We start from the raw sequence: 12,722 nt of genomic DNA, 5'->3' as shown, positions 1-12,722 counted from the left end.
GGCCGGGGCCGGACGGCAACTGCCGTGTCTGTCAGCTCGGTTGGGACTTAGCTGACGAAGTACGTCGGGTTGGGCAGCTTGTACGTGCGGTCGGCGTAACCGCCGTCCAGGTCCGAGTACTGGTCGCCGAAGTTGGCGATGATGTCGTACCCGAGGTCCTTCTCGATGTGCTGGCGGGTACCGGCCTTGTACTGCACGGTCGTGCAGGTCCAGGTGCCCGGCGTGGCACAACCCGACAGGTAGGCGGGCGGGTTGGCTTTGTCCTTGAGGAACATGTGCGCCGGGTCGAGGTTCACGTCGGCGCCGACCTTCTTCAGGTTCTCCACCGCACCGGCGCGCTGCGACTCACTGAGCCCGGAGTTGTAGAAGACGGCGACACCCTTGGACTCGGCGTACCGCACGAGGGCGGGGCTGCCGAAGACCTCGGGCCGGTCGGCACGGTTGACGTAGTCGTTCCACGTGGCGGGGTCGTACGTGTAGTTGTACCGCTTCTCGTAGTCGAGGCTCAGCAGCAGCGTGTCGTCGATGTCGAACACGACGGCCGGCTTGTGCCCCCGGTGGTGCGTCTTGCGCGCCGCCTGGTCGATCCAGCGCTTGGCATCGGCGTCGATCCGCGCCAGGTCCTTGGCGTACGGGCTGGCCGGCGACGCCTGGTACACCCCGTTGCTGTCGGCGGTGGTGCCGTAGTAGGTGTCGATGTCCTTGACCAGAACCCCGATGTTGTAGGGCTCGTGGGTGGAGTTCGCCGTCGACTGCCCGGCGGTGGCCGCACCGGCGCCGTACAGCAGTCCCCCGGCGAGCGCACAGGCGGCGGTGGCCGCCGCGATCCGCAGTGATTTATGCATGACAGGTTTTCTACGCGCGTCATCGCTGCGGCGGGGCGGACGTTGCACGATCGATATCAAGCCATGACCCCTCCGGGGGGAGGCGGAGGGTCGGCCGGACATGGGGGACCTCGCGCGGGGCACACCACGTGAGCGAACCGGCGGAGCACAGGCCACCGTTCGCGCCGTTGCGTCGAGCAGGGAACCGCCTGTTCTCGTGGAGGCGCCGCCGGTTTCCGCGCTACCTCCGCCACCCCGGGTCGCGTCCGCTCAGCCCCAGTGCTCGGTCCAGCAGGGACGCGTCCTCCGGGACGGACACGATCGGGCCGAAGAGTCCGGCGGGGCGGTCGGGGAGGGTGGCGGCTGCCCGGAGGAAGGTGTGGGCGGAGGACAGGGCTTCGGGGTCGGGGGTGTAGGGGAGGTCCAGGGCTCGGGCGAGGTCCCAGGCGTGGATCACCAGTTCGTCGGCGGCCACGGCGCCCGCGACCTCGCCGGGGAGGGCGACGCCACCGGCGCGGGTGTCGCCGGTCCAGGCGGAGGGGTCGCGCCAGGCGTCGGCCAGGGCGTCCAGGGCCTTGGGCAGCTCCGTGCGCCAGTCCGGGGAGAGGACGGGCTTGGCGGTGGTGGGGGCGGTGTCGGTCCTCGGGCCGAAGTCCTTGAGCGCGGCCGACCGGAAGGCGAGGGACAGGTTGTGCAGGTGGGCCAGCAGGTCGCCGACTGTGTAGTCCGGGCACGGGGTGGGGGCCGTCAGGTGGTGGTCGGCCACATGGTCGGCGAGTTGGGCCACGACCCGGGTCTGGGGGCCGAGGTCGGGCAGCGGGGCGGTCGGATCGGTCATGGCGGGCTCCTCACGCGCAGGGGGCACGGCGAGCGTCCGTGTCTGGAGGTGTGACCCGGTCGAGGGGGTGAACTCATCGGCGTCTCCCCGGACAGACCCCTGACCGGTCCCGAATTCGACCCCGAATTCGGCCCCGAATAGGGCATCCTCCCGATCCCCCGTCCCCCTCCTCAGACCCACGATCGGTGGGCATGACGACTTTCTCGACCGTGCGGCGCGTGCTGCGGGACCGGTCCGCGGGGCTGTGTCTGGCGACCACGGTGGTGTCCGGGTTCGGTTCGTCCGCGCTGTGGCTGGCGTCGGGGGTGTGGGTCAAGGACATCACCGGGTCCGACGGGCTGGCGGCGCTGTGTGTGTTCGCCCTGTGGGCGCCCACGCTGGCCGGACCGGCGCTGGGCGCGCTCGCGGACCGCGTGCGCAGACGCCCCCTGATGATCACCATGAACCTGGTCCTGGCCGCGCTGCTGATCCCGCTGACCACCGTCGACTCCCCCGCCCGCCTCTGGCTGCTGTTCGCGGTGCTGTTCCTGTACGGCGCCGCCGACGCCGTGCACGACGCGGCCGAGTCCGCCCTGGTCGGAGCCGCCGTGGACCCCGAGCTGCTCGGCGCCTTCAACGGGCTGCGCATGACCGCCAGGGAGGGCATGAAGCTGCTCGCACCCCTGGCGGGCGCCGGTCTCTACACCGCGTACGGCGGTCCGGCCGTCGCCCTGCTCGACGCGGCCACCTTCGTGCTCGCCGCCGCCCTGTGCGCCCTGCTCCGGGTGCGCGAGGAGCGTCCGGAGGGACACGAGCCCCCGCACATCACCCAGGGCGTGCGCCACGTGTGGTCCCACCCCACCCTGCGACCGCTCGTCATGGCGGCAGGCACCACGATGCTGCTCGCCGCGCTGAACGGCGCCACGGTGTACGCCGTCGTGGACCGCCTCGGCCGCGCCCCCGCCTACGCGGGCGTGCTGTACGCCGCCCAGGGCGCCGGTTCGGTGGTGATCGGCGTGGCCGCCGGACCGCTCCTCGCCCGGTTCGGCGCCCACCGGTTCGCTGCGGCCGGGATCGCCCTGACGGCGCTCGCGGTGGCGGCACGGGTGGTGCCGTCCGCCCCGGTGGCGCTGGCGGCGGGCGCGGTGGCCGGGATCGGGCTGCCGTGCGCGCTGATCGCGGCGTTCACGGCGGTGCAGCGCGAGACGCCCGAGGACCTCCTTGGTCGCGCCTCGGCCGCCACGAACACCCTGGTGTTCGCCCCGAACGTGCTCGGTCTGGCCCTCGGCGCCGCCCTGGTCGAGACCGCCGACCTGAGGCTGCTCCTGCCGCTCTACGCCCTCCCCCTGCTCCTCACGGCGGTCCTCCTCGCTCAGTGCCCCGACAGCGCCTCCCGCACCGCCGCGAGGTCGCCGTCCGATGCCAACCCGGCGTGATAGAGCCGCAGTTCGGTGGCCCCGGCGTCCTGCGCCCGGACCGCGTCGGCCGCGAGGGTGCCCGGACTGCCGCCGAGACCGGAGACGATGGTGAGGTTGGCGGCCAGCACCGTGTCGAGACCGGCCCGCGCGGCGAAGGGCGCCAGCCGCGCCGTACCGTCCACAGCCGTACCGCCCACACAGGGCACCACCACACCATCCGCCAGGGAGAGTATGTGGGCGGCATCCACCCCGGCGTTGGCGCCGCAGTGGTACGACACCGGGTCCGCGTGCAGGAGCACCTGGAAGCCCTCGGGCGCGGCGGCGCGTACGGCCGCGACGGCGTCCTCCTGGAGGGTGCGGGCGGTGTGCTCGCGCCAGGCCAGCGTGGCCGCCGCCGTGTCCGCGCCGAGCAGCCGCTCCACGTTCGACCAGCCCTCGCCGTCGTCCGCCGCCCCGCGCCACACCGGCTCCAGGGCGCCCCGTACGACGGCTGCCAGCTTGTCGGCGTCCAGGCCGTGTTCGCCGTACCCCTCCCGGCAGTCGGGGCAGAAGCAGAGCGACATCAGATACTCGCCCGCGTCCCCGAGGGCGACCCCGCCCGTCTTGTCGTGGGCGTGCAGATGGCGCAGCCCGTACCAGCCGAGGGACTCCAGTTCGGTGCCGTGCGCGCCGGGGCGTACGGCGGCTTCGGCGGCCAGGTCCACCAGATAGGCGCGGACGGCGGGCTGGGCGATACAGGGCGCCCAGGGGTAGCGGTCGCCGTAGGCGTTGACGACCGAGGTGTGCGGATGCTCGGCGCCCAGGCGGGAGTTGTGGGCGAGCACCACCCAGGTGTGCACCTCCAGACCCGCCGCCGCGAGCGCCCCGGCGGCCTCACCCCAGGCGTCGCCGGGCGCCCAGTCGCCCGCCACGTGGGGGCGGAGCACACGGTCCGCCCACCGGTCCCCCGGCGGATAGAGCACCGCCGTGTGCTCGGCGGTGACGATCCGGTGGCGGGGATGGCGCGGGGTGAGCGCGCGGGTGGAGTGGTAGGCGGCGGCGAGCGTGGCCTGTTCCACACCGAGCCCGGCGATCCGGTCGGCCGCGGCGGGATCACCGACCACGTCCCAGGGGTAGACGAACGCCGACGCCTTCACGTCTCCACCTCCGGCGGCACGGCCGGAGCAGCGTACGGGGTGTATCCCTGACCGGCGTCCAAGTCCATGAACAGCGGCACGCTACGGTCCCGCTCTCGGGCGGGTCAAGGCATCCAACAAGCCACCCGCACACGGGCGTTCCGTCCCGGGATGTCCCCTTGACCGGTCCCGGCGGCGCTCCATAGCTTGCCCATGTATGTGAATCACGTTCGCGCATACGACCGGCAGCCCAGCGGCAAGGAGACCACATGTCCGCCCCCCACACAGCGCCCCGCACCCTCCTGCTCACCGGCGCCTCCGGCGGAGTCGGCACCCTGATGCGCTCCCTGCTGCCCCAGTACGGCTACACGCTGCGCCTGCTGGACGCCCGCCCCGTCGAGGGTGAACCGGACGCGATCATCGCCGACCTCGCGGACCGGGAGACCCTGCGCGAGGCGGTGCGCGGGGTGGACGGGATCCTCCACCTCGCGGGCATCTCCCTGGAGGCGCCGTTCGAGAAGATCCTCCGCGCCAACATCGAGGGCACCTTCAACCTCTACGAGGCCGCCCGCCTCGAAGGCGTCCCGCGCGTGGTCTTCGCCTCCTCCAACCACGCCGTCGGCTACACCTCCGCGCCCCTGGACGGCGGACGCCCGATCCCCGCCGACACCCCGCACCGCCCGGACACCTTCTACGGTCTGTCCAAGTGCTTCGGCGAGGACCTGGCCCAGCTCTACTGGGACAAGCACGGCCTGGAGACCGTCTCCGTGCGCATCGGCTCCTGCTTCCCGGAGCCCACCAGCGTGCGGATGCTGTCGATCTGGCTGAGTCCCGCCGACGCCGCCCGCCTCTTCCACGCGGCGCTGACCGCCGAGGGCGTCGGCCACACGGTCGTCTACGGCGGCTCGGCCAACACGCGCGCGTGGATGGACCTGAGCGGTGCGCGGGCGCTCGGCTACGAGCCGCGCGACGACTCCGAGCCGTACGCGGCCGATCTGATCGCCGAGGAGGGCGAGCTGGACCCGGCGAACCCGGCCCATCACCACCTGGGCGGTCCCTTCCTCGTCGACCCGCCGATCTGGCCGTACTGAGACCCGCCGCGCCCCGGTGCGGCCGAAAACGATCCCTCGCGGCGGCGGGCGGGCACCAAACGGGCCCGCCCGCCGCCGTTTCGGGCACCCGTTGCGCCCGCTTCGATCTCCGTTCGGGCAGCCGCGCAGGTCCGGGGCGGGCATGGCGCTGTGTGAACGGGCACACACGGGCAGGATCGGACACCCAACAGACCTGGTCAGCGCCGCGCGACCGCTGTAGAACTCTCCCCAGGGCCCGAACGGGCATCTCAATGACGAGAGCGGGTGACTACATGGGCACCAACACGGCCGAGGAGCGCCAGCGCGCGATCGTGCGCGCGGCACGCGAGACCGGCGCCGTGGACGTCGCCGCTCTGGCCATCGAGCTGGGCGTGGCCAAGGAGACCATCCGGCGCGATCTGCGCGCGCTGGAGGACCACGGTCTGGTCCGCCGTACGCACGGAGGCGCCTACCCGGTCGAGAGCGCCGGATTCGAGACGACGCTCGCCTTCCGTGCCACCAGCCACGTTCCCGAGAAGCGCAGGATCGCCGCCGCCGCGGCCGAACTGCTCGGGGACGCCGAGTCGGTCTTCGTCGACGAGGGCTTCACCCCGCAGCTCATCGCCGAGGCCCTGCCCGCCGACCGCCAGCTCACCGTGGTCACCGCCTCCCTGCCGGTCGCGGGCGCCCTCGCGGAGGCCGAGAACGTCTCGGTCCTGCTGCTGGGCGGCCGGGTCAGGGCCGGAACGCTCGCCACGGTCGACCACTGGACGACCAAGATGCTGGCCGGGTTCGTCCTGGACCTCGCGTTCGTCGGCGCCAACGGCATCTCCCGCGAACACGGTCTGACCACACCCGATCCCGCCGTGAGCGAGGTCAAGGCACAGGCCGTCCGCGCCTCGCGGCGCACGGTCTTCGCGGGCGTCCACACCAAGTTCGGGGCGGTCAGCTTCTGCCGGTTCGCCGATGTCGGCGCGGTGGACGCGATCGTCACGAGCACCCAGCTCCCGGCCGCCGAGGCCCACCGCTACTCACTCCTCGGACCGCAGGTCATCAGGGTCTGACCGCAGGGCCCGAAGCCGCCTCCCCGCACGCACCGCCCCCCATGTACCCGCACCACCCGGCCGTCCGCCGTACCCCCGGCGAGCCGCACGGCCGGTCCCGCCACACCCCGAGCACCACCGGCACCACCTGAGCACCACCCGCATCACCCGCCACCGCACCACCCGCACCACCCACCTTCCGCTTACGGGACCGACAAGCGATCAGGAGCACCCCAGCCATGCCAACCCAGAGCCGACGTACGCCTCGCGTTCTCCTCGCCGCCGCTGCCGCGGGAACGCTCGTCTCGCCCCTGCTCACCGGCTGCGCGGGCGCGGGCGGCGCGGGAGGCGGCGGGTCCACCGCCCACTCCATCAACGTCCTGATGGTGAACAACCCGCAGATGGTGGAGCTGCAGAAGCTCACCGCCGCCAACTTCACCAAGAAGACCGGCATCAAGGTGAACTTCACGACGCTGCCGGAAAACGATGTCAGAGACAAGATCAGCCAGGACTTCGCCAACCAGGCGGGCCAGTACGACGTCGCGACCCTGAGCAACTACGAGATCCCGATCTACGCCAAGAACGGCTGGCTGCACTCGGTCGACAGCTACGTCAAGAGCGACAAGGGCTTCGACCAGCAGGACATCCTCACGCCGATGACGCAGGCGCTGACCGGCACGGACGGCAAGCTCTACGGCGAGCCGTTCTACGGCGAGTCCTCCTTCCTGATGTACCGCAAGGACGTCCTGGCGAAGAAGAAGCTGACGATGCCGACCCACCCCACCTGGCAGCAGGTGGCCGACATCGCCGCGAAGGCGGACGGCGCCGAGCCCGGCATGAAGGGCATCTGCCTGCGCGGTCTGCCCGGCTGGGGCGAGGTCATCGCCCCGCTGACCACGGTGGTCAACACCTTCGGCGGCACCTGGTTCGACAAGGACTGGAACGCCCGCCTGACCTCCCCCGAGTTCAAGAAGGCCACCAAGTTCTATGTCGACCTGGTGCGCAAGCACGGTGAGTCCGGCGCCGCGCAGTCCGGCTACGCCGAGTGCCTGAACAACATGACCCAGGGCAAGACCGCCATGTGGTACGACGCCACGGCGGGCGCGGGCTCGCTGGAGGCGGCCGGTTCCCCGGTCAAGGGCAAGATCGGCTATGTGTCGGCGCCGGTCGAGAAGACCAAGAGCTCCGGCTGGCTCTACACCTGGGCGTGGGGCATCCAGAAGGCGTCCAAGCACCCCGACGACGCCTGGAAGTTCATCTCCTGGGCGTCCGGCAAGGGCTACGAGAACCTGGTCGGGCAGAAGGCCGGCTGGTCCAACGTGCCCGCGGGCAAGCGCGCCTCGACCTACGAGATCCCGCAGTACACCAAGGAGGCGGGCGCCTTCGCGGACGTCACCAAGGACGCCATCGCGAGCGCCGAGCCGAAGAACCCGGGCGTGCAGCCCCGGCCCGCGCCGGGCATCCAGTTCGTCGGCATCCCCGAGTTCACCGACCTGGGCACCAAGGTCGCCCAGGAGATCAGCTCCGCGATCGCCGGACGTCAGTCGGTGGACAGCGCGCTGAAGAAGTCGCAGGCGTACGCCGAGACCGTCGGCAAGAAGTACCGGAAGTAAAGAAGTACAAGGATCATGACCGTCACGACATCGGCCCCGGCCGCCGCCACCACGGCGCGGCCGGCGGCCCGGCGGCCCTCGGACCGCCTGCGCGCGTGGGCGACCCGCGCCCCGCTCCTGCCCGCTCTGGTCTTCATGATCGCGGTGACCCAGTTGCCCTTCGTGGCCACGCTGGTGATCTCGTTCTTCGACTGGAACGCCCTCTACCCGAAGGCCCGCCACTTCGCCGGGGTCGACAACTACCGCCAGGTGCTGACCGACGCGGACCTGCGCCACTCGGTGTGGGTGACCGTGCTGCTCACCGCCGCGGTGGTGCTGACCAGCCTGGTCATCGGGCTGGCTCTGGCGCTGCTGCTCGACCGGAAGTTCCCGGGCCGCGGCGCGGTGCGCACCCTGCTCATCGCGCCGTTCCTGGTGGTGCCCACCGCCGCCGCCCTGCTCTGGAAGCATGTGCTCTACAACCCGGAGTACGGTCTTTTCAATGGGTTGCTGCACTATGTGGGCGGCCCACAGCCCGACTGGATCTCGAACACCCCGCTGCTCGCGGTCGAGGCTTCGCTGGTGTGGCAGTGGACGCCGTTCATGATGCTGATCCTGCTGGCCGGACTGCAGAGCCGGGACCAGCAGCAGATCGAGGCCGCCCGGGTGGACGGGGCGAGCGACTGGCAGATCTTCCGCCATCTCACCCTGCCGCACCTGCGCCGTTACCTGGAACTGGGCGCCCTGCTGGGTTCCATCTACATCGTGCAGAACTTCGACGCGGTGTTCACGCTGACCTCCGGCGGTCTCGGCACCGCCAACCTGCCCTACACCGTGTACCAGACCTTCTACCAGGCGCACGAGAACGGCCTGGCGTCCGCCGCGGGCGTGCTCGTCGTCATCGGTTCCATCGTCATCGCGACCTTCGCCCTGCGCGTGGTGTCGTCCCTGTTCCGCGAGGAGGTGTCGCGCGGATGAGCGCCCTGACCGCGAAGCGGCGCGGCGGCATCGGTCTTGGCCTGGTGGCCTGGCTGGCCGGCATCGTCTTCTTCCTGCCCATCGCCTGGATGGCACTGACGTCCTTCCACTCCGAGACGGACGCGGCGACCAACCCGCCGTCCTTCGCCGCCGCCCTCACCCTGGACGGCTACCGCGACTTCTTCGGCGCGAACGGCGGGGCGAGCCCGTGGCCCGCGCTGATCAACTCGGCGATGGCGTCGGTGCTCTCGACCGTCTTCGTGCTGCTGCTCGCCCTTCCGGCGGCGTACGCGCTGTCGATCCGGCCGGTGCGGAAGTGGACGGACGTCCTGTTCTTCTTCCTGTCCACCAAGATGCTGCCCGCCGTGGCGGGTCTGCTGCCGCTGTACCTGTTCGCGAAGAACACCGGGATGCTGGACAACATCTGGCTGCTGGTCATCCTCTACACCTCGATGAACCTGCCGATCGCGGTGTGGATGATGCAGTCGTTCCTCGCCGAGGTGCCGGTCGCCATCATCGAGGCGGCGCGGGTGGACGGGGCGCCGCTGCCGATGATCCTGGCGCGCGTGGTGGCCCCGATCGCCCTTCCGGGCATCGCGGCGACGTCCCTGATCTGCTTCATCTTCAGTTGGAACGAGCTGCTGTTCGCCCGGGTCCTGACGGGCGTGGTCGCCCAGACCGCCCCCGTGTTCCTGACGAGCTTCATCACCAGCCAGGGCCTGTTCCTGGCCAAGGTGTGCGCCGCGTCCCTCGTCATCTCCCTGCCGGTGCTCGCCGCGGGGTTCGCCGCCCAGGACAAGCTGGTCCAGGGCCTGTCGCTTGGAGCCGTGAAATGAAGGCCGCCGTCATCGAGTCCGTGGGCCGCGCCGTCGTCATGGAGGTCCCCGACCCGACGCCCGGACCCCGCGAGGTCGTCGTCGAGGTCGCGGCCTGCGGCCTGTGCGGCACCGATCTGCACATCCTCCAGGGCGAGTTCGCGCCCAAGCTGCCGATCATCCCGGGCCACGAGTTCGCGGGCGAGGTCGTCGGGATCGGCAGCCAGGTCACCGAGGTCGCGGTGGGCGACCGGGTCGCCGTCGACCCCTCGCTCTACTGCTACGAGTGCCGTTTCTGCCGCGACGGCCACAACAACATGTGCGAGCGCTGGGCCGCGATCGGCGTGACCACGGCGGGCGGCGCCGCCCAGTTCGCGGTGGCGCCGGTGGCCAACTGCGTGAAGCTGCCCGAGCACGTGCGCACCGAGGACGCGGCGCTGATCGAGCCGCTGTCCTGCGCGGTGCGCGGCTACGACATCCTCAACTCCCGCCTCGGCGCCCATGTGCTGATCTACGGCTCGGGCACCATGGGTCTGATGATGATGGAGCTGGCCAAGCGCACCGGCGCCTCCAGCGTGGACATCGTGGACATCAACCCGGCCCGCCTGGAGACCGCCAAGCTGCTCGGCGTCTCGGGCGCGGCGGCGAACGCCGACGAGCTGGACCGGCCGCAGGGCTGGGAGGTCGTGATCGACGCGACCGGCAACGCGGCGGCGATCCAGGACGGTCTGGGCCGGGTCGCGAAGGCGGGTACGTTCCTGCAGTTCGGCGTGGCCGACTACGCGACGCGGGTCACCATCGACCCGTACCGCATCTACAACCAGGAGATCACCATCACGGGCTCCATGGCCGTGCTGCACAGCTTCGAGCGGGCGGCGGAGCTGTTCGCGAACGGGGTGCTGAACCCGGAGGTGTTCATCAGCGACCGGATCGCGCTGGACAACTACCCGCAGGCGCTGGAGCAGTTCGCGGCGGGCGTCGGCCGCAAGATCGTCGTGGTGCCCTGACCCGGGCACCGTCGCGGCGCCCCACCCCCGCCCGGGGCGCCGCCACCGACCCTGCCTGACCCAGGGCACTGCCCGGTGCCGTGACCCGAACGGGGGTCGCGGCACCGGGTAAGGGAACGGCAAAGTGATGTCGTTCGTTCACCCGGCATGACCGCTATGACCCCCGGTTCGAACGTCCCGCTGCCGGCCGCCCGTGTCTCCGTGGATGTCGCCGCGCCCGTCCGGCTCGACGTGTCGGGCCTGCTGCTCACCGCCGACGGCAAGGTGCGCTCCGACGCCGACTTCATCTTCTACAACCAGCCGTCCGGACCCGGTGTGTCCTACACCTCCGGCGGGGGTGCCGCGCCGGACGCGATCACCGTGGACACCGCCGCCGTGCCGCCGGACATCGAGAAGATCGTGGTGACCGCGAGTCCGGACGCGGCGGGCCAGACCTTCCAGGGCATCGAGCCGACGGCCACGATCCGCGACGCGGACGGCGGCGCGGTCCTGGCCACCTTCACCCCGCCCAGCCTGGGCAGCGAGACCGCGCTGGTGGTCGTGGAGGTCTACCGGCGCAACGGCCAGTGGAAGGCCCGCGCGGTCGGCCAGGGCTATGCGAACGGTCTGGCGGGCATCGCCACCGACTTCGGCGTGACGGTGGAGGAACCGGCACAGGCGGCGCCCCAGTCCCCCGCTCCCCCGCAGCCCGCGTCCCAGCAGCCCGCGCCTCCGCAGCCGGTGTCCCCGCAGGGCACGCCGCCGATGCCGTCCGCTCCTCCCGCCCAGCCCGCTCCGCCCGCTCCCGGCGCGGGCAAGGTCAATCTGGACAAGGGCCGGGTCAGCCTCCGCAAGAACGAGACGGTGTCGCTGGTCAAGGGCGGCACCCCGCTGCTCTCCCGGGTCCAGATGGGCCTCGGCTGGGAGCCCGCCTACCGGGGCAAGGACATCGACCTGGACGCCTCGGTCATCGCCTACGGCCCGCAGCGCAACGTGGTCGACGCCTGCTACTTCGGCAAGCTGTCGATCCTGAACGGCGCGATCAAGCACTCCGGCGACAACCTGACGGGCGAGGGCGGCGGGGACGACGAGGTGATCACGGTCGACCTCGGCCGCATCCCCCAGGAGGTCACCGGGCTGGTCTTCACCGTCAACTCCTTCTCCGGCCAGAAGTTCACCGAGGTCGCCAAGGCGTACTGCCGCCTGATCGACCCGGTGACCGGCGACGAACTGGTCCGCTTCGACCTGACCTCCGCCGAGCCCCAGACCGGCGTCCTCATGGCCAAATTCGTCCGCCAGTACTCCGGCGAGTGGGACATGACCGCCCTCGGCGACTTCGTGAAGGCCCGCACGGTGAAGAACATGATGGACCCGGGCGCCCGAGCCCTCTGACGGACCGCGCGCTCAGCACACGTCGGCCGCCGGTCTCCGCCTCCTCCCCTCCGGGGTGAAGCGGAAGGACCGGCGGAACGGCTCGTCGGACCGGCGGACGGCGAGAAGTGACGGCTGTTCACGCCCGGCGTCCGCCGACGCGCCGTCGTTCCACAGGTCGAAGAGGATCATCGGCTGGGTGAGGTCGGCGCAGAGATAGCCGAGCGTCTTCCCGTACCTCGGGTTGCTCCCTCCGAACAGGACGGAGGGGGCGCCGAACTCGGCGGTGATGTCCGGCCAGGTGCGGTCCTCCTCAGCCCACTGACCGACCCGCCCGGCGAGCACCGCGTACTCCTCGGAGGTGAGCGTCCGGTCCGGCACGAGCCAGCCGCGCCGCCGCGCGAACTCGGCGTACACGGAAGCCGATCCGCACTGGTAGGAGCGGTCGGGGATCAGAGTGTGGAAGGCACCGGTCACGCCCAGCGGCGACCAGGCGCCCTCCTTCTCCCAGCGCCCCCGCAGTTCCTCCCATGCCTCCGGCTCGCGCTCCACGAAGAGCAGATGCTCGACGAGGGCACGCAGGGCAGGCTCGCCGCCGAACATTCCGGTGAGACGGAGCGCCGAGTTGAGCTGCTCGACGAAGTGGGCGTGGATCTCTTCGACGGTCGCGTACGCGGGCGGAGGCGTCATGCG

12 protein-coding genes are annotated in these 12,722 nt (G+C 71.3%); 8 read left to right on the top strand and 4 right to left on the bottom strand.

Annotated elements, in window-relative coordinates:
- Nucleotides 1–47 precede the first annotated feature (47 nt).
- Both IF655_RS21100 and IF655_RS21095 read right to left on the bottom strand, forming a co-directional pair.
- Entirely contained in the window at nt 48–845 is a 798-nt protein-coding gene (locus IF655_RS21100) for an HAD family acid phosphatase (protein WP_199586563.1), read from the bottom strand.
- Nucleotides 846–1,065: 220 nt separating this feature from the next.
- Nucleotides 1,066–1,662, bottom strand: a complete 597-nt coding sequence (locus tag IF655_RS21095) for a TIGR03086 family metal-binding protein (RefSeq protein WP_199586562.1) — start codon at nt 1,660–1,662, stop codon at nt 1,066–1,068.
- 191 nt (nt 1,663–1,853) lie between these two features.
- On the opposite strand from IF655_RS21095, the gene IF655_RS21090 reads away from it, so the two are divergent.
- Nucleotides 1,854–3,077, top strand: coding sequence for an MFS transporter (locus IF655_RS21090; RefSeq protein WP_199586561.1), 1,224 nt, complete (start codon nt 1,854–1,856; stop codon nt 3,075–3,077).
- Here the strand turns inward: IF655_RS21090 and IF655_RS21085 are convergent.
- Complete coding sequence (locus IF655_RS21085; protein WP_199586560.1) at nt 3,014–4,195, bottom strand: hypothetical protein; 1,182 nt, start codon at nt 4,193–4,195, stop codon at nt 3,014–3,016. The two genes, IF655_RS21090 and IF655_RS21085, sit on opposite strands and share 64 nt — an antisense overlap.
- 248 nt (nt 4,196–4,443) lie before the next feature.
- Here IF655_RS21085 and IF655_RS21080 point away from each other — a divergent pair, with 248 nt between their 5' ends.
- The 7 genes from IF655_RS21080 (at nt 4,444) to IF655_RS21050 (ending at nt 12,050) form a co-directional block, all read left to right on the top strand.
- Complete coding sequence (locus IF655_RS21080) at nt 4,444–5,265, top strand: NAD(P)-dependent oxidoreductase (protein WP_199586559.1); 822 nt, start codon at nt 4,444–4,446, stop codon at nt 5,263–5,265.
- Between the two features lie 272 nt (nt 5,266–5,537).
- Complete coding sequence (locus tag IF655_RS21075) at nt 5,538–6,308, top strand: DeoR/GlpR family DNA-binding transcription regulator (RefSeq protein ID WP_199586558.1); 771 nt, start codon at nt 5,538–5,540, stop codon at nt 6,306–6,308.
- A gap of 218 nt (nt 6,309–6,526) precedes the next feature.
- The gene (locus IF655_RS21070) at nt 6,527–7,900 is read left to right on the top strand and encodes a sugar ABC transporter substrate-binding protein (RefSeq protein ID WP_199586557.1); all 1,374 of its coding nucleotides are present in this window, start codon (nt 6,527–6,529) and stop codon (nt 7,898–7,900) included.
- A 15-nt stretch (nt 7,901–7,915) separates the two neighbouring features.
- Nucleotides 7,916–8,857: a carbohydrate ABC transporter permease gene (locus tag IF655_RS21065; protein WP_199586556.1), complete on the top strand. Its 942-nt coding sequence runs from the start codon at nt 7,916–7,918 to the stop codon at nt 8,855–8,857.
- On the top strand, nt 8,854–9,693 hold the full coding sequence (locus tag IF655_RS21060) for a carbohydrate ABC transporter permease (RefSeq protein ID WP_199586555.1): 840 nt from the start codon (nt 8,854–8,856) through the stop codon (nt 9,691–9,693). Before IF655_RS21065 ends, IF655_RS21060 begins: the two co-directional genes overlap by 4 nt.
- Nucleotides 9,690–10,679 carry a zinc-dependent alcohol dehydrogenase family protein gene (locus IF655_RS21055; protein ID WP_199586554.1) on the top strand — a complete coding sequence of 330 codons (990 nt, stop codon included), beginning with the start codon at nt 9,690–9,692 and terminating at the stop codon, nt 10,677–10,679. Before IF655_RS21060 ends, IF655_RS21055 begins: the two co-directional genes overlap by 4 nt.
- A 156-nt stretch (nt 10,680–10,835) precedes the next feature.
- On the top strand, nt 10,836–12,050 hold the full coding sequence (locus tag IF655_RS21050) for a TerD family protein (RefSeq protein ID WP_199586656.1): 1,215 nt from the start codon (nt 10,836–10,838) through the stop codon (nt 12,048–12,050).
- 12 nt (nt 12,051–12,062) lie between these two features.
- On the opposite strand, the gene IF655_RS21045 is transcribed toward IF655_RS21050, so the two are convergent.
- Nucleotides 12,063–12,719, bottom strand: coding sequence for a hypothetical protein (locus IF655_RS21045; protein WP_199586553.1), 657 nt, complete (start codon nt 12,717–12,719; stop codon nt 12,063–12,065).
- Between the last annotated feature and the right edge of the window lie 3 nt (nt 12,720–12,722).

This window comes from Streptomyces sp. DSM 110735, assembly GCF_016482685.1.
Classification (GTDB): domain Bacteria; phylum Actinomycetota; class Actinomycetes; order Streptomycetales; family Streptomycetaceae; genus Streptomyces.
The sequence above is the reverse complement of the archived record's forward strand: the minus strand, read 5'-3'. Positions and strand labels throughout refer to the sequence as shown.